The sequence below is a fragment of the Melissospora conviva genome, from assembly GCF_049523535.1.
Classification (GTDB): domain Bacteria; phylum Actinomycetota; class Actinomycetes; order Mycobacteriales; family Micromonosporaceae; genus Melissospora; species Melissospora conviva.
On record NZ_JBLLDT010000004.1, the window covers coordinates 182064 to 200610 of the forward strand.

The 18547-nt window shown below is 71.7% G+C and carries 19 protein-coding genes; 9 read left to right on the plus strand and 10 right to left on the minus strand.

The window, feature by feature from the left end:
• Positions 1 to 250 precede the first annotated feature (250 nt).
• Both ACK8GG_RS12195 and ACK8GG_RS12200 read right to left on the minus strand, forming a co-directional pair.
• On the minus strand, positions 251 to 418 hold the full coding sequence (locus ACK8GG_RS12195) for a hypothetical protein (RefSeq protein WP_440349421.1): 168 nt from the start codon (positions 416 to 418) through the stop codon (positions 251 to 253).
• A gap of 125 nt (positions 419 to 543) precedes the next feature.
• A complete protein-coding gene (locus ACK8GG_RS12200; RefSeq protein WP_440349422.1) occupies positions 544 to 882 on the minus strand; it encodes a GroES family chaperonin in 339 nt (112 codons plus the stop codon).
• A 162-nt stretch (positions 883 to 1044) separates the two neighbouring features.
• On the opposite strand from ACK8GG_RS12200, the gene ACK8GG_RS12205 reads away from it, so the two are divergent.
• A complete protein-coding gene (locus tag ACK8GG_RS12205) occupies positions 1045 to 2370 on the plus strand; it encodes an AI-2E family transporter (protein ID WP_440353324.1) in 1326 nt (441 codons plus the stop codon).
• Between the two features lie 44 nt (positions 2371 to 2414).
• On the opposite strand, the gene ACK8GG_RS12210 is transcribed toward ACK8GG_RS12205, so the two are convergent.
• Positions 2415 to 4571 carry an ATP-dependent DNA helicase gene (locus ACK8GG_RS12210; RefSeq protein ID WP_440356339.1) on the minus strand — a complete coding sequence of 719 codons (2157 nt, stop codon included), beginning with the start codon at positions 4569 to 4571 and terminating at the stop codon, positions 2415 to 2417.
• Positions 4572 to 4705: 134 nt separating this feature from the next.
• Between ACK8GG_RS12210 and ACK8GG_RS12215 the strand changes: the two genes are divergently transcribed.
• From ACK8GG_RS12215 to ACK8GG_RS12225, 3 genes are all read left to right on the plus strand, one after another.
• Complete coding sequence (locus tag ACK8GG_RS12215) at positions 4706 to 5206, plus strand: DUF402 domain-containing protein (RefSeq protein WP_440356340.1); 501 nt, start codon at positions 4706 to 4708, stop codon at positions 5204 to 5206.
• A gap of 301 nt (positions 5207 to 5507) precedes the next feature.
• On the plus strand, positions 5508 to 6134 hold the full coding sequence (locus tag ACK8GG_RS12220; protein WP_440349425.1) for a DUF47 domain-containing protein: 627 nt from the start codon (positions 5508 to 5510) through the stop codon (positions 6132 to 6134).
• 11 nt (positions 6135 to 6145) lie between these two features.
• On the plus strand, positions 6146 to 7150 hold the full coding sequence (locus ACK8GG_RS12225) for an inorganic phosphate transporter (protein ID WP_440349805.1): 1005 nt from the start codon (positions 6146 to 6148) through the stop codon (positions 7148 to 7150).
• Between the two features lie 69 nt (positions 7151 to 7219).
• Here ACK8GG_RS12225 and ACK8GG_RS12230 read toward each other — a convergent pair whose 3' ends face one another.
• Positions 7220 to 8188 carry a Gfo/Idh/MocA family protein gene (locus ACK8GG_RS12230; protein ID WP_440356341.1) on the minus strand — a complete coding sequence of 323 codons (969 nt, stop codon included), beginning with the start codon at positions 8186 to 8188 and terminating at the stop codon, positions 7220 to 7222.
• 64 nt (positions 8189 to 8252) lie between these two features.
• Here ACK8GG_RS12230 and ACK8GG_RS12235 point away from each other — a divergent pair, with 64 nt between their 5' ends.
• Positions 8253 to 9086: an NUDIX hydrolase gene (locus ACK8GG_RS12235; protein WP_440356342.1), complete on the plus strand. Its 834-nt coding sequence runs from the start codon at positions 8253 to 8255 to the stop codon at positions 9084 to 9086.
• A gap of 48 nt (positions 9087 to 9134) precedes the next feature.
• On the opposite strand, the gene pstB is transcribed toward ACK8GG_RS12235, so the two are convergent.
• The 6 genes from pstB to ACK8GG_RS12265 all read right to left on the minus strand — a co-directional run bounded on the left by pstB (position 9135) and on the right by ACK8GG_RS12265 (position 15164).
• Entirely contained in the window at positions 9135 to 9911 is a 777-nt protein-coding gene (gene pstB / locus ACK8GG_RS12240; RefSeq protein WP_440349428.1) for a phosphate ABC transporter ATP-binding protein PstB, read from the minus strand.
• 14 nt (positions 9912 to 9925) lie between these two features.
• Positions 9926 to 11008: a phosphate ABC transporter permease PstA gene (pstA, locus tag ACK8GG_RS12245; RefSeq protein ID WP_440356343.1), complete on the minus strand. Its 1083-nt coding sequence runs from the start codon at positions 11006 to 11008 to the stop codon at positions 9926 to 9928.
• Complete coding sequence (gene pstC / locus ACK8GG_RS12250) at positions 11005 to 12090, minus strand: phosphate ABC transporter permease subunit PstC (protein WP_440356344.1); 1086 nt, start codon at positions 12088 to 12090, stop codon at positions 11005 to 11007. Before pstC ends, pstA begins: the two co-directional genes overlap by 4 nt.
• 34 nt (positions 12091 to 12124) lie before the next feature.
• Positions 12125 to 13219: a phosphate ABC transporter substrate-binding protein PstS gene (pstS, locus tag ACK8GG_RS12255; protein ID WP_440356345.1), complete on the minus strand. Its 1095-nt coding sequence runs from the start codon at positions 13217 to 13219 to the stop codon at positions 12125 to 12127.
• A gap of 264 nt (positions 13220 to 13483) precedes the next feature.
• Entirely contained in the window at positions 13484 to 14419 is a 936-nt protein-coding gene (gene mshD, locus ACK8GG_RS12260; RefSeq protein ID WP_440349432.1) for a mycothiol synthase, read from the minus strand.
• Between the two features lie 31 nt (positions 14420 to 14450).
• The gene (locus tag ACK8GG_RS12265; protein ID WP_440349433.1) at positions 14451 to 15164 is read right to left on the minus strand and encodes a winged helix-turn-helix transcriptional regulator; all 714 of its coding nucleotides are present in this window, start codon (positions 15162 to 15164) and stop codon (positions 14451 to 14453) included.
• A gap of 250 nt (positions 15165 to 15414) precedes the next feature.
• Between ACK8GG_RS12265 and ACK8GG_RS12270 the strand changes: the two genes are divergently transcribed.
• From ACK8GG_RS12270 to ACK8GG_RS12285, 4 genes are all read left to right on the plus strand, one after another.
• On the plus strand, positions 15415 to 16419 hold the full coding sequence (locus ACK8GG_RS12270) for a hypothetical protein (RefSeq protein ID WP_440352423.1): 1005 nt from the start codon (positions 15415 to 15417) through the stop codon (positions 16417 to 16419).
• A gap of 119 nt (positions 16420 to 16538) precedes the next feature.
• The gene (locus ACK8GG_RS12275; RefSeq protein ID WP_440349435.1) at positions 16539 to 17321 is read left to right on the plus strand and encodes an LmeA family phospholipid-binding protein; all 783 of its coding nucleotides are present in this window, start codon (positions 16539 to 16541) and stop codon (positions 17319 to 17321) included.
• Between the two features lie 99 nt (positions 17322 to 17420).
• Positions 17421 to 17492 (plus strand): Ms5788A family Cys-rich leader peptide, encoded by a 72-nt coding sequence (locus tag ACK8GG_RS12280; RefSeq protein WP_440349806.1) that lies wholly within the window; start codon positions 17421 to 17423, stop codon positions 17490 to 17492.
• Between the two features lie 204 nt (positions 17493 to 17696).
• A complete protein-coding gene (locus ACK8GG_RS12285; RefSeq protein WP_440356346.1) occupies positions 17697 to 18545 on the plus strand; it encodes a sulfurtransferase in 849 nt (282 codons plus the stop codon).
• The last annotated feature ends 2 nt before the right edge of the window (positions 18546 to 18547 follow it).

The window sequence follows — 18547 nt, forward strand, 5'->3', positions numbered from 1 at the left end:
TGCCTACGGCCCGCCTGCCTACGGCCCGCCTGCCTACGGCCCGCCTGCCTACGGCCCGCCTGCCTACGGCCCGCCTGCCTACGGCCCGCCTGGGTACGGCCCGCCTGGACATGGTCCGGCCGGCTATGGTCCGGCGGGCCCTACGCCACCGGCCGGTGCGCCGACGTCCGTACCGCCACCGCCACCGCCACCGGCCAATCCGTGATCCGCCGGGGAGGATCCACGTGGGCTGCCGTCTCCGGGCTGCCCCTCAGCTGACCAGGCCGGTGAAGAAGTCACCGAAGCCCTGGAAGATCACCATCAACCCGCCGCCGATCGCTTTGAAGATCTGCGCGGCGCCGTCCGGCCGGTAGGCGATGTAGAAGATCACGAAGGCGAGAAACCCCCAGGTCAGCACCTTCTTGATTAGCTCCGGCATCTCGTCCTCCGCTACGGCTTCGGGGCTCGGCGCTGGCTTCCCGCAGGAGGGGGACGCAAACGCCGAATCCGGTCGAGCCGGGCGGCGGACAGGGGCCGGGCAGCCGCAGCCGCCGGCGGAGGGCGTCAGAGGTAGAGGCCGGTGGAGTCCGGCTCCACCCGCTGGGCCGCCACCGCGTGCACGTCGCGCTCGCGCAGCAGGACGTACTCGCGTCCGTGCAGTTCGACCTCGGAGCGCTCGTCCGGGTCGAAGAGCACCCGGTCGCCGGTGACGATCGACCGCACGTTGGGGCCGACGCCGACGGTGGTCGCCCAGGCGAGCCGCTTGCCCATGGTGGCGGTGGCGGGGATGACGATGCCGGAGGTGGAGCGCCGTTCGCCGTCGCTGCCCTCCATCCTCACCAGGACGCGGTCGTGCAGCATGCGGATCGGCAGGCCGGTGTCAAGGTTCTGATCGGCGGTCACACCGGAACGCTACCGCGCCCGGCGGACGAGCCGCGGGTTGCGGTCCCGGTGCTGAAATCGGACGCCGCACGGCGCGTCGATTCGCGATCGTGAAGTGGCGTTCGTGATTATGCGGATGCGCGAGTGGGCACGGTGTGGCAACCCGGGCACGCTCTGTCGGCGATGTGGTCGTCGCCGACTACCGTAGGGGAGCCCGTTCACGGCGAGGAGGTTCGTTTGAGCCGCAGAGAGCAGTTCCGCACCCGGTTCCGCCGCGCCTATGAGGCCGGCCGGGAATCGGTACGGCGCGCGGAGCGCCGGGCGGACGCACCGCTGCCGCCGCCGGCCGCCCCGGAGCCGGCGCCTCCGCTGCCGGGTCCCGAGCCGGTCAACGACGGTCATGTCTCCACCAACAGCCGGGACGACGCCGACGTGCCGCACAGCCTGCGGATCGCCGCGGCGTGGTCCTGGCGGCTGATCGTGATCGGGGTTGTCGCCTGGGGGCTGATCAAGGTCGGCGGCAGTCTGAGCATCGTGATGATCCCGCTGGCGATCGCGCTGCTGCTCACCGCGCTGATGGGCCCGGCGGTGCGCTGGCTGCTGCGGGCGCGCTTCCCCCGGTCGATGGCGACCGCCCTGGTGGTGGTCACCGGCCTGGCCGCGGTGATCGGCACGCTCACCCTGGTGGTCAACGAGTTCATCCGGGGCCTGCCGGACCTGACCCAGCAGTCATCCCGGGGCATCGAGCAGATCCAGGAGTGGCTCAAGGAAGGTCCGCTGCACCTCTCCGACGGTCAGCTGAGCAAATACATCGAGGAGGGGCAGCGCTGGGTGGAGCAGAACACCCAGGGGCTGACCAGCGGCGCCATCTCCACCGCCACCACTGTGGTGGAGGTCTTCACCGGCGCGATCCTGGTCCTCTTCGCGACCTTCTTCTTCCTGCGCGACGGCAACAAGATCTGGCGGTTCGTGGTCCAGCTCCTGCCGGTCGCCGCGCGCTGGCGCGTGGACGACGCGGGACAGGCCGCCTGGAACACGCTGGTTGCCTACGTCCGGGCGACAGTGCTGGTCGCGTTCATCGACGCTGTCGGCATCGGCGTCTTCCTCTACATCTTCGACGTGCCGTTCGCGTTGCCGCTCTCCGCGCTGATCTTCCTCAGCTCGTTCATCCCGATCATCGGTGCGACCCTCTCCGGGGCGGTCGCGGTGCTGATCGCGCTCGTCGACAGCGGCCTGGTCACCGCGCTGATCATCCTCGGTGTGGTGATCGGTGTGCAGCAGCTGGAGGGGAACGTCCTGCAACCGATAATCATGGGACGGGCGGTCGCCATCCATCCCCTGGTGGTTATCGTCGCCGTCACCAGCGGCGTGGTGCTGGCCGGCATCGTCGGCGCGCTGGTCGCGGTGCCGGTGATCGCGGTCCTGAACACGGCGGTGCGTCGGCTCAGCCGGCACCAGGTGCCGCAGGCCCCACCGGACGCGGTGGTCGTCGCAGCGACGAATCCGTGAGATGTGACCGTGGCGGCGGGACGACCCGCCGCCGCGGTCACCGCTCAGTTCTTGGCGAGCCGTTCCAGTGCGCCCCGGGCCACCTCGGGCCGGGTGGTGTACCAGAAGGGCGGCAGGCTGCGCCGCAGGAACGAACCGTAGCCGCGGGCGGTCTCCAGCCGTGAGTCGAGCACCGCGACCACCCCCCGGTCGCCGGAGGCGCGGATCAGCCGGCCGACGCCCTGGGCGAGCCGGACCGCGGCGATCGGCACACTGATCGAGGCGAAGCCGGAGCCGCCGGCGGCGTCCACGGCGGCGGCGCGCGCGGCCGCCAGCGGCTCGTCGGGCCGCGGGAACGGCAGCCGGTCGATCACCACGAGCTGACAGGCGTCGCCCGGCACGTCCACCCCCTGCCAGAGCGACATGACGCCGAACAGGCAGCTGGCACGGTCCTCGCGGAAGCGGCGTACCAGCAGCGGCAGCGCCTCTTCGCCCTGAAGCAGCACCGGCAGATCCGTCCGGGCCCGCACCAGCTCCGCGGCCTGCTGCGCGGCGCGTCGGGACGAGAAGAGCCCGAGGGTACGCCCGCCCAGCGCGTTCACCAGCGACAGCAGCTCCTCGCCGGCCGCCGCGGGCAGCCCGGAGACGCTGGGCCGGGGCAGGTGCGCGGCGACGTAGAGGATCCCCTGGCGGGCGTAGTCGAAGGGGGAACCGACGTCCATCGAGCGCCAGCCCGGCCCGTCGGTCGCCGGCTCCGCCGCCGCCGAGCCGGCGGTGCGGGCGGTGGAAGAGGCGCGGGCGGGGGCGGAGTCGCGGCCGGCCGCGGTGGCGTCGGCGAGCGCGGCCGCCGTCGGCGAGGGGGCCGGGGCAGCCGGCGGGTCGGCGAGTCCGAGCGACCGGGCCACCGTGTCGAAACGGCCGCCGAGGGTCAGCGTCGCGGAGGTGGCGACGACTGTGCGGTCGTCGTACAGGTGGGTGGCGAGGGTGCCGGCGACCGATAGCGGGGCGACCACCAGGGCCCGCCGGCCGTTGCCGATGTCGGACTTCTCCACCCAGGCGACGTCGTGCTCGGACTCCTCCAGCAGCCGCTGCGCGGTCTTGGAGAGCTCGTCGAGCACCGCCTTCGCCTGCTGCTTGCGGACCGGGTCGGGGTCGTCGGAGCGGACGTCGCCGATGCTCTCCAGGGCGCCACGGGTCGCGGAGTCCAGCAGCGTGCAGGCCTCCGTCAGCGCGGCGGGGAGCCCGGCGGTGAGCCGCCCGGCGGGGATCTCGGCCAGGCCGACGGAGAGCGCGTCGCCCGCCTCGACCAGGAGTTCGGCGGTCTCGGGCTTGAGCAGCGGCCGGGCCCGGCGGGCGGCCCGGTCGATCAGCTCGGGCACCAGCTCGGCCTGGGCGGCGGCCGAGACCCGGTCGACGAGCTCGTGCGCCTCGTCGATGACCAGCACCTTGTGCGGCGGGACGATGTGCCGGCCGGCGAGCATGTCGATGGCGAGCAGGCTGTGGTTGGTCACCACCACGTCCGCCTCCCGGGCCCGCAGCCGCGACTGCTCGGCGAAGCACTCGGTGCCGAACGGGCAGCGGGAGGCGCCGACGCACTCCCGGGCGGGCATCGAGACCAGCCGCCAGGCCTGTTCGTCGACGCCCGGGTCCAGCTCGTCCCGGTCACCGGTGTCGGTCTTGTCCGCCCAGTCCCGCAGCCGCTGCACCTGCTTGCCGAGCCGGCCCGTCTCACCCAGCCACTTCGTGCCGCCGCGTTGCACGGGAGCGTCGAAGAGGGTCTCCTCCGGCTCGTCCTCGGTCGAGTTGTCCAGCCGGGCGAGGCAGAGGTAGTGGTGCCGGCCCTTCAGCACGGCGAAGGTGGGGCGTCGCCCGAGCAGTGGTTCGACGGCGTCGGCGAGGCGCGGCAGGTCGTGCTCGACCAGCTGGGCCTGCAGGGCGAGGGTGGCGGTCGAGACCACCACCGGTCCGTCGACGGTCAGCGCCGGGGTGAGGTACGCCAGGGACTTGCCGGTGCCGGTGCCGGCCTGCACCAGGAGGTGCTCGCGGGAGGCGATGGCGGCCTCGATTGCGAGCGCCATCTCCTGCTGGCCGGGGCGGGAGATGCCGCCCGGCACCGCGCCGACCGCGGCGGCGAGCAACTCGGCCGTGCCGGGCCGCGAGCCCCGTTTCCGTCCCCGGGTCGCCGACTTCGGATAGCTGGTGAAGGTGCGGGGAGCGGTCACCTCGCAGACGCTACCGGTCGCCTCCGACGGCCGTTCCGCTGCCACACGCCGTCGTCGACGTCCCGTCAGCCGCCGGCCACTGTCCGTTTCGTTCTCGGCAGTGCACGCTGACCCGAATCGGTTAGGGTGCGGTAATGCCGAGCGACGTCGTCCGTGTCATCTACCGGAAGTACGACGGCAGCGCCCATCGTGACTATCCGGCCCGCCGGCTCGCCGAGGACGACCTGGGTGTCTGGCTCGGTGTGGTGAAGGGCACGAAGTCGGTCTACCACGGCCGGGCCTCCGTGGAGCGTATTCCGTTCGTGCTGCTGGTGCCGCACCAGGGCTGGTGGACCGCGATGTTCAACCCGCCGCCGCGTACCAGCGAGATCTACTGCGACATCACCACTCCGGCCCGCTGGGAGGGGGAGACGGTGCACCTGATCGACCTCGACCTGGACGTGGTGCGCCGCCGCGGCAGCGGCGTGGTCGAGCTGCGCGACGAGGACGAGTTCGCCGAGCACCGGGAGCGGTACGGGTATCCGCCCGAGGTGGTGGCCGCGGCAGAGGCGGAAGCACGGCGGCTCTACGCCTCCCTCGCCGACACCGAGCCCTTCGCCACCGCGTTCCGCAAGTGGCTGGCGCTCGTCACGTGAGTCGGCGGGCGGGTTAGCGGGCCACGCCGGTGGGTACGAGCACGGCGGGTCGGTGGGTGGTATCCGTCACCACGCGCCGAGCCCTGCGCCGAATTCGACGTAGCGTGAAATGGGTGGCGGCCGAAGGCACGATCCGGGCCGCTCCAGGTGGGTCAAGGTGAACAGCAGGTAAACGAGCGGTGAACCTGGCCTGGCCGGGGGTAGGCCGCTGAAAGCGGCCGATCCGGCTTCCCTAGCATTCCAGGGCGGGCTCCTGCGGGAGCCGGTCCCGTGCCCCACCGACGCGACGAGGTTTCGTCCTGTGAAGTTTTCCTTCCGTCCCACCGAGGGCGCCTTCTATGAGCTCTTCACCCGAGCCGCCCAGAACCTCGTCCGAGGCACGGAGCTGCTCAACGAGCTGGGGCTGCCCGGCGTCGACGTGCAGTCGGTCAGCGAGCGGCTGACCGAGGTCGAGCACGACAGCGACCAGATCACCCACGAGCTCTACCGAAAGATCAACTCTACCTTCATCACCCCCTTCGACCGCGAGGACATCTACGCCCTCGGGTCGCTGCTCGACGACGTGATGGACCACATCGAGGCCGTCGGCGAACTGGTCTACCTCTACGGCCTCTCCGAGCTGCCCAGCCTGCCCCGTGAGATGCACGAGATGGTCAACGTGCTCGACCAGCAGGCGCGGCTGACCGCCGACGCGATGCCCCGCCTGAAGTCGATGAAGAACCTCCAGGACTACTGGATCGAGTGCAACCGCCTCGAGAACGAGGGCGACCGCATCAACCGGATGCTCCTGGTACGGCTCTTCTCCGGTGAGTACGACGCGCTGACCGTGCTGAAGATGAAGGAGGTCGCCGACGAGCTGGAGGCCGCCTGCGACGCCTTCGAGCACGTGGCCAACACCGTCGAGACCATCGCCGTCAAGGAGTCCTGACCCCAGTGAACCTGGATCCGGAATTCATCGCCGTACTGGCGGTTATCGGCGTAGCTCTGATCTTCGACTACACCAACGGCTTCCATGACGCGGCGAACGCGATCGCCACCAGCATCTCCACCCGGGCACTCACCCCCCGGGTCGCGCTGGCCATGGCCGCGGTCGGCAACTTCATCGGCGCGCACTTCGGCGCCGAGGTGGCCAAGACCGTCGGCAGCGGCCTGGTCGATCTTCCCGGCGGTGTCTCCAGTCTCGGCATCGTCTTCGCCGGCGTCATCGGCGCGATCGTGTGGAACCTCGTCACCTGGTACTTCGGCCTCCCCTCCTCCTCGTCGCACTCGCTGATCGGCGGCCTGGTCGGCGCCACGATGGCCGCCTCCGGCACCGTGCTCTGGGGCGGGGTCGTGGGCAGCGTGATCCTGCCGATGGTCATCTCGCCGGTTGTCGGTTTCGTCCTCGGCTACATCGTGATGATCGCCGTGCAGTGGATCTTCCGGAAGGGGCACCCGGGTAAGCTCAGCCGCGGTTTCCGCTGGGCCCAGACCGCGTCGGCCGCCGCCATGTCGGTCGGTCACGGTATGCAGGACGCCGCCAAGACCATCGGTATCGTCGTGCTGGCGCTCTACGTCGGCGGTGTGCAGGGCAGCGCGACGCACATCCCGGAATGGGCGTTCTGGACCTCGGCCGCGGTCCTCGCCGCGGGTACGTACTCCGGTGGGTGGCGCATCATCCGCACCCTCGGTCGCAAGATCATCGACCTGAAGCCGCCGGAGGGCTTCGCGGCGGAGGCGGTCGCCAGCGGCGTGCTCTACTTCAACGCCCTGGTGCTCGGTGCCCCGATCTCCACCACCCACACCATCACCTCGGCGATCATGGGTGTCGGCGCCACCAAACGCCTCTCCGCGGTGCGGTGGAACGTGGCCGGCAACATCATCGGCGCCTGGATCCTTACCTTCCCGGCGGCCGGCTCGATCGGCGCGATCATGTACTTCGTGACCCGGCCGCTCTTCAGCTGACCGGCGCACCACTTCAGCCGGCGCAGACGACACAGGGGCGTCCTTCCCGACCGGAAGGACGCCCCTGTCTCATGCGTAGTCGACGCCGATCTGCGCCCGGATGTCGTCCAGCAGCCCCAGCACCTCCAGCGTGGCGCGCTGCGGCACAAGGGGGCTCTCCCGCAGCCCGGCCGCCAGACAGCGCTGCACCTCGGCCGCCTCGTGCTGGTAGCCCCATCCGCTCAGGTCGGCCCGGAGCACCTCCGGTGCGGCCCCGTCGCGGTGCAGGGTCGCGTACGGCGGACGGTAGAAGGGCGCGGGCAGGTCGATCCGGCCGGCGGTGCCGGTGACGCTCGCGACCAGCGGTGTCGCACCGACCATGCCGCAGCTGAGCGTGGCGAGGGCGCCGTCGGCGTACCCGAGGAGGATGCCGGTGTTCTCGTCGACTCCCTCCGGGCTCAGCTGCGCGAAGGCCCGCACCTGTTGCGGCACCCCGAGCAGCAGGTGCGCCAGGCCCACCGGGTACACCCCGAGGTCCAGCAGCGCCCCGCCGCCGAGGGTGCGCGCCCGCATCCGGTGCTCCGGCGGGAACGGCCCGGCCGCGCCGAAGTCCGCGGCGACCGTCGTCACCTGCCCGATCGCCCCGTCGGCGACGAGTTCCGCGACGCGCCGCAGCAGCGGATTGCAGCGCATCCACATCGCCTCCATCAGGAAGACGTCCCGCGACCGGGCCAGGTCGACCAGCTCCGCGCCTGAGCGGCGGTCCAGCGTGAAGGGCTTCTCCACCAGCACCGCGCGCCCCGCCTGCAGGCAGATCGTCGCCGCGGCGTGATGGGCGGCGTGCGGAGTGGCGACGTAGACGACGTCCAGCGAGTCGTCGGCTGCCAGTTCGGCCCAGGAGCCGTACGCCCGGGCGATGCCGTGCCGGTCGGCGAAGCGCTGCGCGCCCTCGGGTGAGCGGGAGCCGACCGCGGCCACCTCGGCGTCCGGCAGCAGCCGCAGGTCCTCGACGAAACGGGTGGCGATGAAGCCGGTGGCCAGGATCCCCCAACGTGTCATGCCGGGCACGGTAGCCCAGCCGCCGAGACTCCCGGCCGCCCGGCGGGCGCACTAGGCTCGCCGCATGTCCCTCGATCGTGGCTTCTTCCCCGCACCCCCCGCACTGGTCGAGCACGCCCGGCGGTTCGCCGACTCCGGCGGTGTCGCCGCCACCCCGAAGGTCGCCGCGACGGTCCTGCTGCTGCGCCCCGCCGGGACCGGCTTCGAGGTGTACATGATCCGCCGGCACAGCGCGATGGTCTTCGGCGGCGTGCACGCCTTCGTCGGTGGCGGGGTCGACGCCTCCGACTCCCGGACGGACCTGCGGTGGGCCGGGCCGGACGCCGCCGAGTGGGGGCGGCGGCTCGGGCTGACCCCGGAGGCAGCCCAGGCGGTTGTCTGCGCGGCGGCCCGGGAGGTCTTCGAGGAGGCCGGGGTGCTGCTGGCCGGTCCGACCGCCGATTCGGTGGTCGGCGACGTCAGCTCCGACGACTGGGAGGCGGTCCGGGCGGCGCTGGTGCAGCGCCGGCTGCACTTCGCCGATCTGCTCGCCGAACGGGAGCTGACGCTGCGCTCGGATCTGCTGCTGCCGTGGAGCCGGTGGATCACGCCGGAGTTCGAGCCGCGCCGCTTCGACACGTACTTCTTCGCCGCCCTGCTGCCGGCCGGGCAGCGGACCCGCGATGTCTCCGGCGAGGCCGACCAGACCGAGTGGGTACGCCCCGAGGACGTGATCGCCCGGCTGCACGCCGCCGAGATCACCATGCTGCCGCCGACGCTGATCACGTTGCAGCAGGTGGCTGCCGCGGGGGACCTGGACGGGGTGGCGCGGGCCGCGGCGCGGCGTCAGGTGGCCACACCGTTGCGGCCGCGGTTGGAGCAGCCCGCCGACGGACCGGCCCGGTTCGTGCTGGAGTGACCGGCAGCCCGGGCGGGTGGTGACGGCAGCAGGGAGCGCCGGACCCGGTCAGCCGAAGCGGCCGGTGATGTAGTCCTCGGTCTTCTTCTGCGCCGGGTTGCTGAAGATCTGCTGGGTGGTGTCGTACTCGATCAGCCGGCCCGGGTCACCGGTCTTCTCGATGGAGAAGAAGGCGGTCCGGTCCGACACCCGCGCCGCCTGCTGCATGTTGTGGGTGACGATGATGATCGTGTAGCGGTCCTTGAGCTGGCTCATCAGGTCCTCGATCGCCAGCGTGGAGATCGGGTCCAGCGCCGAGCAGGGCTCGTCCATCAGCACCACCTGTGGCTGGACGGCGATGGTGCGGGCAATGCAGAGCCGCTGCTGCTGGCCGCCGGAGAGCCCCGCGCCGGGCTTGCCGAGCCGGTCCTTGACCTCGTTCCAGAGGTTCGCCGCGCGCAGGGCGTTCTCGGCCGCCTCCTCCAGGATCGACTTCTTCCGTACGCCGTTGAGCTTCAGCCCGGCGACCACGTTCTCGAAGATCGACATCGTGGGGAAGGGGTTGGGACGCTGGAAGACCATGCCGATGGTGCGGCGTACCGCCGTCACGTCGACCTCGGTGTCGTAGATGTCCTGCCCGTCGATGGTGAGCGAGCCGTCGACGCGGGCACCGGGGAGCACCTCGTGCATCCGGTTGATCGACCGCAGGAAGGTGGACTTGCCGCAGCCGGAGGGGCCGATCAGCGCGGTGACGGTCTTCGGCTCGACGACGAGGTTGATGTCCTCGATCGCCTTGAACGCGCCGTAGTAGGCGCTGACGTTGGTGGCTTCGATGCGCTTGGCCATGACGGCGTTTCCTTTCATCGGCTGAGCGGGTTGCGGCGGGCCAGCAGCTTCGCGGTGACGGTCAGCAGCAGCACCAGGGCGACGAGCGTCAGCGCGGCGGTCCAGGCCCGGTCGGGCGCGTACCGGGAGGCGTCGCCGGCCTGCTGGTAGACGAAGAGGGCCAGGGACGACTGGCTCTCCTGGAAGGGGTTGAAGTTGATGGCCGCGCCGCCGCCGGCGACCAGCAGCACCGGCGCGGTCTCGCCGGCGGCGCGGGCGACGGAGAGCATGACGCCGGTGACGATGCCCGGCGCGGCGGTCGGCAGGACCACCTGCAGGATCGTCTTCCACTTCGGTACGCCGAGGGCGTAGGCGCCCTCCCGCAGCGGCGCGGGCACCAGGCGCAGCATCTCCTCGGTGGAGCGGACGATCGTCGGCAGCATCAGCACCGAGAGCGCGAGCGCCGCGGCGAAGCCGGAGAAGCCGGGGCGGCCGTCGTTGAAGACCGGCGAGACCACCAGCACCCAGAAGGCGAGGACGAACAGGCCCGCCACGATCGAGGGGATGCCGGTCATCACGTCGACGAAGAAGCGGATGGTGGCGGCGAGCCGGCCGCGGCCGTACTCGACGATGTAGATCGCGGCCGCGATGCCCAGCGGCACCGTGATCAGGGTGGCGACGCCGACCTGCATCAGGGTGCCGACGATCGCGTGGTAGGCGCCGCCGATGGCGTCCCGCGGCCCGATGTTGTTCATCGAGGTGCCGAAGAAGTTGGCGTCCAGCCGCGCCGATCCCTTCTGCACCAGGGTCCAGACCACCGAGAGCAGCGGCAGCACCGCCAGCAGGAACGCGGAGTGGATCAGGGCGCTGAAGGTGCGGTCGGTGGCCCGGCGCCGCCCTTCGACGGCGGTCGCGGCGGCGAAGAGCCCGGCCAGGTGGAGCAGGCCGGCGAAGGCGCCGGCGAGGACCAGCCCGCCGTTGTCGCCGGGACGGACCACGGCGACCGCGACGGCCAGCGCGGCGAGGGCGAGCGCCGGTACGGCGTACCGGGGCAGCCTGCGGGCCCGCAGGTCGGTGTCGGTGGTGGGGGCCGGCCGGGTCAGGGTTTCGGTGCTCATGCGGCGGTCTCCCGGAACTCGCGCCGGCGGTGGATGATCGCCCGCGCGGCGATGTTGACCAGCAGGGTGATCGCGAAGAGGACCAGGCCGGAGGCGATCAGGGCGCCCCGTCCGACGTCGTTCGCCTCTCCGAAGGCGTTGGCGATGTTGGCGGCGATGGTGTTGCCGCCGTTGGTGATCAGGTCCGCGGAGATGGTGAAGGTGATGCCGAGGGTCATCGCCAGGGCGATCGTCTCGCCGAGCGCCCGGCCCAGGCCGAGCATCACCGCGGCGATCACGCCGGGCTTGCCGTACGGCAGGACGGTGGTGCGGATCATCTCCCACTTCGTCGCGCCGAGGGCGAGCGCGGCTTCCTGGTTGGCCTGCGGGGTCTGGCGGAACACCTCGCGGGAGAGGGAGGTGATGATCGGCAGCACCATGATCGCCAGCACCAGCGCGGCCAGCAGCATGGAGCTGCCGTACGGGCCGTCGCCGGCGAAGAACGGCAGCCAGCCGGCATGGGCGTGCAGCCAGCCGGAGAAGTCCCGGACCGGGCCGCTGAGGATGTCCCGGCCCCAGAGGCCGAAGACGACGCTCGGCACGGCGGCGAGCAGGTCGATCAGGAAGCCCAGCGCGTTGCCGAGACGCCGCGGCGCGTAGTGCGACAGGTAGAGCGCGATGCCCAGCGACACCGGCACCGCGAGGAGCAGGGCGAGCGCGGAGCTGAGCACCGTGCCGAAGGCCAGGGCGCCGATGCCGAACCGGGGCTGCGGGTCGTTGGGGAACCAGCCGTTGAAGGTGAAGAAGTTCGCCGTGTTGGCGCCGAGCGCGGGGACCGCCTTGGCGATCAGGAAGCCGGCGATGGCCACGATGATGGCCAGCACCGTCAGGCCGGCGGTCAGCGTCAGGCCCTGAAATGCCCGCTCCGCGCCGAAGGCGCGCCGCCGCGGCAGGGCGCCGCCGCCGCCGAGGCCGAACCCGTCGGGGGGCGGGCTGTCGGTCGTGACTGTCGCCGTACGCGCCGAGGCGCCGGCGGTCCGGTCCTGACCAGTGGTCGGGTCCGAGCCGTCGGTGCCGGCGACGGGGGACTGGGGATCACCCATCTGCTCGCTCGCTTCGTTTCCGGGGGTGCGTCGGTCAGCTCAGGGACTCGACGGCGGTCGCGACCTTGGCACGGACCTCTTCGGGCAGCGGCGCGTATCCGAGGTCGGTCAGACCGGCCTGGGCGTCTGCGCTGGCGGCGTAGCTCAGGAAGCTCTTGACCAGCGGCAGCTTGTCGTCGGCCAGCCCGTCGCTGCAGACGATCTCGTAGGTGACCAGCACCAGCGGGTACGCCCCCGGAGTGTCGGTGTTGTAGTCGATCTTGAGCTTGAGGTCGTTGCCGCTGCCGGTGACCTCGGCCCCGGCGATGGCCTTGCCGGCGGAGTCGGCGGTCAGCTCGGCGAACTCGCCCGCGCCGTTGCCGATCCTGGCGATGGCGAGGCCGGCGTTCTCGGCGTAGGACCACTCCAGGTAGCCGATGCTGCCTTCGGCGCCGGAGACGCGGCTGGCCACACCGTCGGAGCCCTTGGCGCCGGTGCCGCCGGGGGCCTTCCACTCCTTGGCCTTGTCGAAGGTCCAGGCGTCACCCGCGGTGGCGGTGAGGAAGGCGGTGAAGTTGTCGGTGGTACCGGAGGAGTCCGAGCGGTGGATCGTCTGGATGGTGGTCGACGGCAGCTCGGCGTCGGCGTTGTCGGCCTTGATCTCGGCGTCGTCCCACTTGGTGATCTCGCCGGCGAAGATCTTGGCGAGGGTCGCGGGGCGGAGCTGGAGACCGTCCACTCCGGGAACGTTGTAGGCGACCGCCACCGGGCCGATGACCATCGGCAGGTGGATCGCGGCACCGTCGGTGCACTTCGCGTCGGCCTGCGGCTGCTCCTGCGGCTTGAGCGCGGAGTCGGAGCCGGCGAAGTCGGCGGTCCCGGCGATGAGCGCCTGGATACCGGCGCCGGAGCCGCTGGGCTCGTAGTTGATGCGGGCGCCGCCGCACTGCTGCTGGTACGCCTTGATCCACTCGGCCATCGCGTTCTTCTGGGCCGAGGAGCCCTGGGCGTTGAGGGTGCCGGTGGCGCAGTCCACGTCCGGGCCGGCCGCGGCGTCCGCGAGCGACTCGTTGTCGGACCCGCAGGCGCTGAGCACGAGTGCCGCGCTGAGCGCGAGGCAGGCGATCCCGCCGTGCCGCTGGAGCTTCACCTGTTCGGTTCCCTTCAGCTTTCGTCAAGGCTCCCGAGGGGTTCGGGGCCCGGCCGCGCAAGCGGCGCTGAAAAGGAAGCTACGGAGGCGAGGTAGCCGGTTTGCCGGGGTGAAGTGAACGGGGGATGAACAGCCCCCACCAGTCAGATGACCGAGAACCAAGCGAAGAATGTCGGTTTTGTGAACTGCTGGCCGCTGCTGCGCCGGATCGCCGGATCCGCCCCGCGCGGCCGCCCCGGATCCGCCCCGCGCAGCCGCCCCGGGTCAGCCGCGGCGGTACTCCACGTGCGCACACCAGCGGGCGAAGCCGAGCCGCTGATAGAGGGCCATCGCCGCGGCGTTGGTGTCGTCGACGTAGAGCATCACCCGGTCCAGCCCGCGCGAGCGCAGATGGGTCAGCCCCGCGGTGGTGAGCGCCCGGCCCAGTCCGCCGCGGTGGGCGTCCGGGTCCACGCCGAGCACGTAGACCTCGCCGATGGGGCGCCCGCCCGGGGTGTCGTGCACCTTCGTCCAGTGGAAGCCGACCAGCCGGCCGGTCTCGGTGGAGACGGCCAGCAGGAACCCGTCCGGGTCGAACCACGGCTCCGCCATCCGCGCGCGCAGGTCGTCGGCCGTCCAGCGCCCCTGCTCCGGATGCTCGGCGAACGCCCGGGCGTTGAGCGCGAGCCACTCCTCGTCGTCGCGGCCGGGCCGGAAACCGCGCAGCGCGATCCCCTCCGGCAACTCCGGGGCGAACAGATCGGGCAACTCGGGCGCGGTCAGCGGCCGGCGCAGCTGCCAGAGCATCCGCTCGCGGCGGAAACCGAGGTCGACGGCGAGGGCCGCCGCCGAGGGGTGGTCGCCGTGCGACCAGATCCGCAGCGGGACCTCGGTCTCGGCGCCGACCGCCGCCAGCAGTGCCCGGCCGTGCCCCTGGCCCCGGTGGGCCGGGTGCACCACGAGTTCGACGCCGATGCCCGCAGCGGGGTCGGTCAGATCCAGATTGGCGTAGCCGGCCAGCTCGCCGGCGGGTCCGCGCAGCAGCAGGTGCCGCAGCCGTGCCTGCGGCCGGCGCAGCAGGAGCAGGACGTGCTCGGCGATCGGCGCGGCCCCGTCGGTCCGCGTCGCCAGACCGGCCAGGGCGACCACCTCGTCGACCACCTCCGGACCGAGGTGGTCGAGGCGGGTCATCGGGTACGGCGCGGAGGTCTGCGGACGCATCCGTCCACCGTAGCCGTTCGAGCCGGTCGGCTCAGACGGTCACCGCAGCGGGCTCGCTGTCGGGCAGGCTCCGGCTCGGCGGGACGACGAACTTGTAGCCCACCTGCCGCACGGTGCCGATCATCGACTCGTACTCGGAGCCGAGCTTGGCCCGCAGCCGGCGGACGTGGACGTCGACGGTCCGGGTGCCGCCGAAGTAGTCGTAACCCCAGACCTCACGCAGCAGCTGGTCGCGGGTGAAGACCCGGCCCGGGTGCTGGGCGAGGAACTTCAGCAGCTCGAACTCCTTGTACGTCAGGTCCAGCGGGCGGCCCTTGAGCTTGGCCGCGTAGGTGTCGGGGTCGATGGTCAGCTCGCCGGCGCGGATGGAGCCGCCGGCCGCGGCGGTGGCGCTGGCCATCCGGCCGGTCGCCAGGCGCAGCCGCGCCTCGACCTCGGCGGGGCCGGCGGCGGCGAGGATGACGTCGTCGACGCCCCAGTCGGCGTTGAGCGCGATCAGGCCGGCTTCGGTGACGACAGCGATCAGGGGGACCCCGAGTCCGGTGGCGTGCAGCATGCGGCAGGTGGCCCGGGCCTCGCTGAGCTCGGCGCGGGCGTCGACGAGGACGGCGTCCGGGCTGGGGCCGGAGATCAGCGTGCGGACGTCGCGCGGAGCGGTCCGGACGGAGTGCGGCAGCAGGTCGAGTGCGGGCAGTACCGCAGAGGGTTCGCCGCCACGGGGGCTCACCAGCAGCAGGATTTCCACACGATCACCTCCGGTCCCACGGCCGGCGGGCCGCGGTGGCCAGCGAGGCCCGCAGTGGGCCTGGCTTTGCAGAATGCGGGGGTCCCGGCGACGCTGTCGGGGCGGTCAGCGCTGAGCGTAGCGGACGTCAACCGGCGCAAGGTCGTTACTATTTCCACATTGTCGGCTTTGTCACCCAACACGGGGATGCTTTTTACCTCACCGAAACCGGGATCCGCGCAACCCCGGTTGAATCTGGCACGATCGGGGCGTGCATCCCTCGACGCCTTCCGAGACCGGCCGCGGCTCCTGGGGCGGCGCCGGCCGCCCCGAACCCTCCGGCGCGTACCCACCGCCCGGTCGTCCGGGTCACGGCGCCCCCGAGGAGCCGTACGAGCCCGCCCTGCGCCACGACGACGAACCGGTCGACGACGACCTCGACCTGGTCGAGGAGGTGCCGGTCCGCCGGCCGCTCTCGCTGGCCGTGGCCGGCTTCTCCGCGCTGCTCGGCAGCGGCCTGATCCTCTCGGCCTTCGCCTCCGGCCCGTCCGAACGGCTCCCCCTGACGCTGACGATCTTCGCGGTCCAGGTGCTCTTCGTGCTGGCCTGGACGATGGCGGTCCGGCCGCCGGCGATGTGGCTGATCGCCGGTGTCGCCCTGGTCGTCGCGGCCGGCGCCGACTACGCCGCCGTCACCTCCGAGGTGGCGGCCCTCGCCCCGCTCGGCTACGTCGCCGTGGGCGGCTTCGCCGCCGCCGTCATCGCCCAGCTGGCCCGGCGCGCCAACCGCAGTGAGGTGACCGAGTCGATCGGCAGCACCCTGGTGATCGTGGTGGGCGTGGTGGCCTTCGCCGCGCTGATCGTGCTCAGCCGGCACCCCGCCGGCACCCAGGCGATCCTGGTCTGCCTGACCGCGGCGGCGGTGGCGCTGACCGTGGCCCGGCTCGTCGACGCGTTCTGGGCCCGCCCCCGGCTCGCCCCGCAGGTGCCCCGCGGCGCCGCCGGGGTGGTCGCCGGAGCGATGACCGGCACCCTGACCGCCGCGGTGCTCGGCAGCTACATCGTCCACCTCACCCCGACCTCCGGAGCGGTCATCGGACTGGTCACCGCCGCCGCGGCCGTGCTGGTCGACCTGAGCACCGGCTACGCCGAGGCGGGCCGGCTGATGGCCGGCGAGGCGCCGACGATGTGGCTCGCGCGGCACCTGCAGGGGCCGCTCGGCGCGTTCGCCCTGGCAGCTCCGGTCGCCTACGCGACGAGCATGATCTTCCTCTGAAACCACGGCGCCACAACGGAATCGCCGTTTCGCGGTAGGCGATTGAGCAAGGTCCGGCTCGGGTACATTCGTCTGCCCGGTCACGGATCGTTCCGTGATGCGATCAACAGGAGGCGCGCGTGTCGGAGACCCACCCGGCCCAGGCCCGGCCCCGGCGCCGCGGCCGCAAGGTGCTGATCACGCTCGTCGTCCTGGTGCTGATCCTGGGCGGGCTGCTGGTGCTCGCCGACCGGGTCGCCCTGGGGGTCGCCGAGCGGGCGATCGCCCGGCAGGCCGAGCGTGAGGTCGCCAACCAGAACGTCTCGTCCTCCCCGCCGGAGGTGAGCATCGGCGGGTTCCCGTTCCTGACCCAGGTGCTGGCCGAGAAGTACGACTCGATCACCATCGTGGCGCACGACGCCTCCGGCGAGGTGCAGGGCGAGACCGTCGAACTGCCACGGCTGGAGATCGTCGCCCGCGACGTGCACGCCTCGCTGGAGACGATCCGCTCCGGCCAGGGTGACGTCATCGCGCAGACCGTCGACGGCACCGGCGTGGTCGGCTACGACAGCGTCGCGCGCTTCGTCGACCAGCCCGGGGTGGTGCTCGGCGAGCAGAACGGCAAGCTGACCGTCACCGCCCCGGTGGAGCTCCTCGGGCAGCAGTTCACCCTCCACGGCGTCGGCGAGCTCGTCGTCGACGAGGCGGGCAAGGTGCGGATGCGCTTCGAGAACCTCACCGCCGAAGGGCTGCCCGACATCCCGGTGGCGCAGACGCTGCTGACCAACTACGCCCGGCAGCTCTCCATCCAGATCCCGCTGCCGGAGCTGCCGTACCAGATGCGGGTTACCGAGGTCCGTCCGCTGCCGGAGGGCCTGGAGGTCTCCGCCACCGCCAAGGACGTGCCGCTCAACGCCCTCTGACCGGCGCTGACCAGCACCTGCGCGCCCCCGGGGCAATCCCGGATGGTGGTCGGTCCGGTGCTGGTCACGGCGGTGGCTGGTAGCCTCCCTCGCATGGGGATGCACCTCACCAAACGGCGCGCGGTCGACCTGTGCCGCGTGGCCACCTGCCTCTGTCCCGCCGTCATCTGACGGCGGGCTGCCTCCGACCGCTTTTCTCAGCGGCTTTCGGCGCAGGGTCTTCGCACCCTCGGTAAAACCCCCTTCGGCTCGGCAGTGCCGCCGTCGCACAAAACCCCCGTGATCCGTTTCCTTCTGGGTCCGGCGCGTGGTGCGACGAAGACGTCCAGCCCTCCGCGTTTGGCTCACCACACCATCCTCTACAGGAGTGATCTGATGAGTCGCGACACCGCACTCGTTTCGGCCGACTGGGCCGAGAAGAACCTCGGCACCGACGGGATCGTCTTCGTCGAGGTCGACGAAGACACCGCCGCCTACGACCGGGGTCACCTGGCCGGGGCGATCAAGCTCGACTGGCGTACGGACCTGCAGGACCCGGTACGCCGGGACTTCCTCAACAAGAGCCAGTTCGAGGCGCTGCTCTCCGAGCGGGGCGTCGCCAACGACGACGTCGTCGTCCTCTACGGCGGCAACAACAACTGGTTCGCCGCGTACGCGTACTGGTACTTCAAGCTCTACGGTCACCGCGAGGTCAAGCTGATCGACGGCGGCCGCAAGAAGTGGGAGCTGGACGCCCGTCCGCTCACCGACGAGATCGTCACCCGCCCCGCCACCCAGTACGTCGCGAGCGAGCCGGACCTGTCGATCCGCGCCTTCCGCGACGAGGTCGTCGAGGCGATCGGCGCCAAGGCGCTCGTCGACGTCCGCTCGCCCGACGAGTTCGCCGGCCGGCTGCTCGCCCCGGCGCACCTGCCCCAGGAGGCGGCGCTGCGCGGCGGCCACATCCCGACCGCCGTCAACGTGCCGTGGTCCAAGGCCGCCAACGAGGACGGCACCTTCAAGTCCGACGACGAGCTGCGGGCGCTCTACGCCGCAGCCGGGCTGGACGAGAGCAAGGACATCATCGCCTACTGCCGCATCGGCGAGCGCTCCTCGCACACCTGGTTCGTCCTGCGGGAGCTGCTCGGCCACACCAACGTCAAGAACTACGACGGTTCGTGGTCCGAGTACGGCTCGCTCATCGGCGTGCCGATCGTCCTCGGCGACGAGCCCGGGGAGGCGTGAGC

Excerpts from the sequence above, each read along its gene's own strand:
- ACK8GG_RS12195 (WP_440349421.1), bottom strand. The coding sequence starts at position 418 with ATGCCGGAGCTAATCAAGAAGGTGCTGACCTGGGGGTTTCTCGCCTTC.
- ACK8GG_RS12205 (WP_440353324.1), top strand. The coding sequence starts at position 1,045 with ATGTGGTCGTCGCCGACTACCGTAGGGGAGCCCGTTCACGGCGAGGAG.
- ACK8GG_RS12215 (WP_440356340.1), top strand. The coding sequence starts at position 4,706 with ATGCCGAGCGACGTCGTCCGTGTCATCTACCGGAAGTACGACGGCAGC.
- ACK8GG_RS12230 (WP_440356341.1), bottom strand. The coding sequence starts at position 8,188 with ATGACACGTTGGGGGATCCTGGCCACCGGCTTCATCGCCACCCGTTTC.
- ACK8GG_RS12235 (WP_440356342.1), top strand. The coding sequence starts at position 8,253 with ATGTCCCTCGATCGTGGCTTCTTCCCCGCACCCCCCGCACTGGTCGAG.
- pstB (WP_440349428.1), bottom strand. The coding sequence starts at position 9,911 with ATGGCCAAGCGCATCGAAGCCACCAACGTCAGCGCCTACTACGGCGCG.
- pstA (WP_440356343.1), bottom strand. The coding sequence starts at position 11,008 with ATGAGCACCGAAACCCTGACCCGGCCGGCCCCCACCACCGACACCGAC.
- pstC (WP_440356344.1), bottom strand. The coding sequence starts at position 12,090 with ATGGGTGATCCCCAGTCCCCCGTCGCCGGCACCGACGGCTCGGACCCG.
- mshD (WP_440349432.1), bottom strand. The coding sequence starts at position 14,419 with ATGCGTCCGCAGACCTCCGCGCCGTACCCGATGACCCGCCTCGACCAC.
- ACK8GG_RS12285 (WP_440356346.1), top strand. The coding sequence starts at position 17,697 with ATGAGTCGCGACACCGCACTCGTTTCGGCCGACTGGGCCGAGAAGAAC.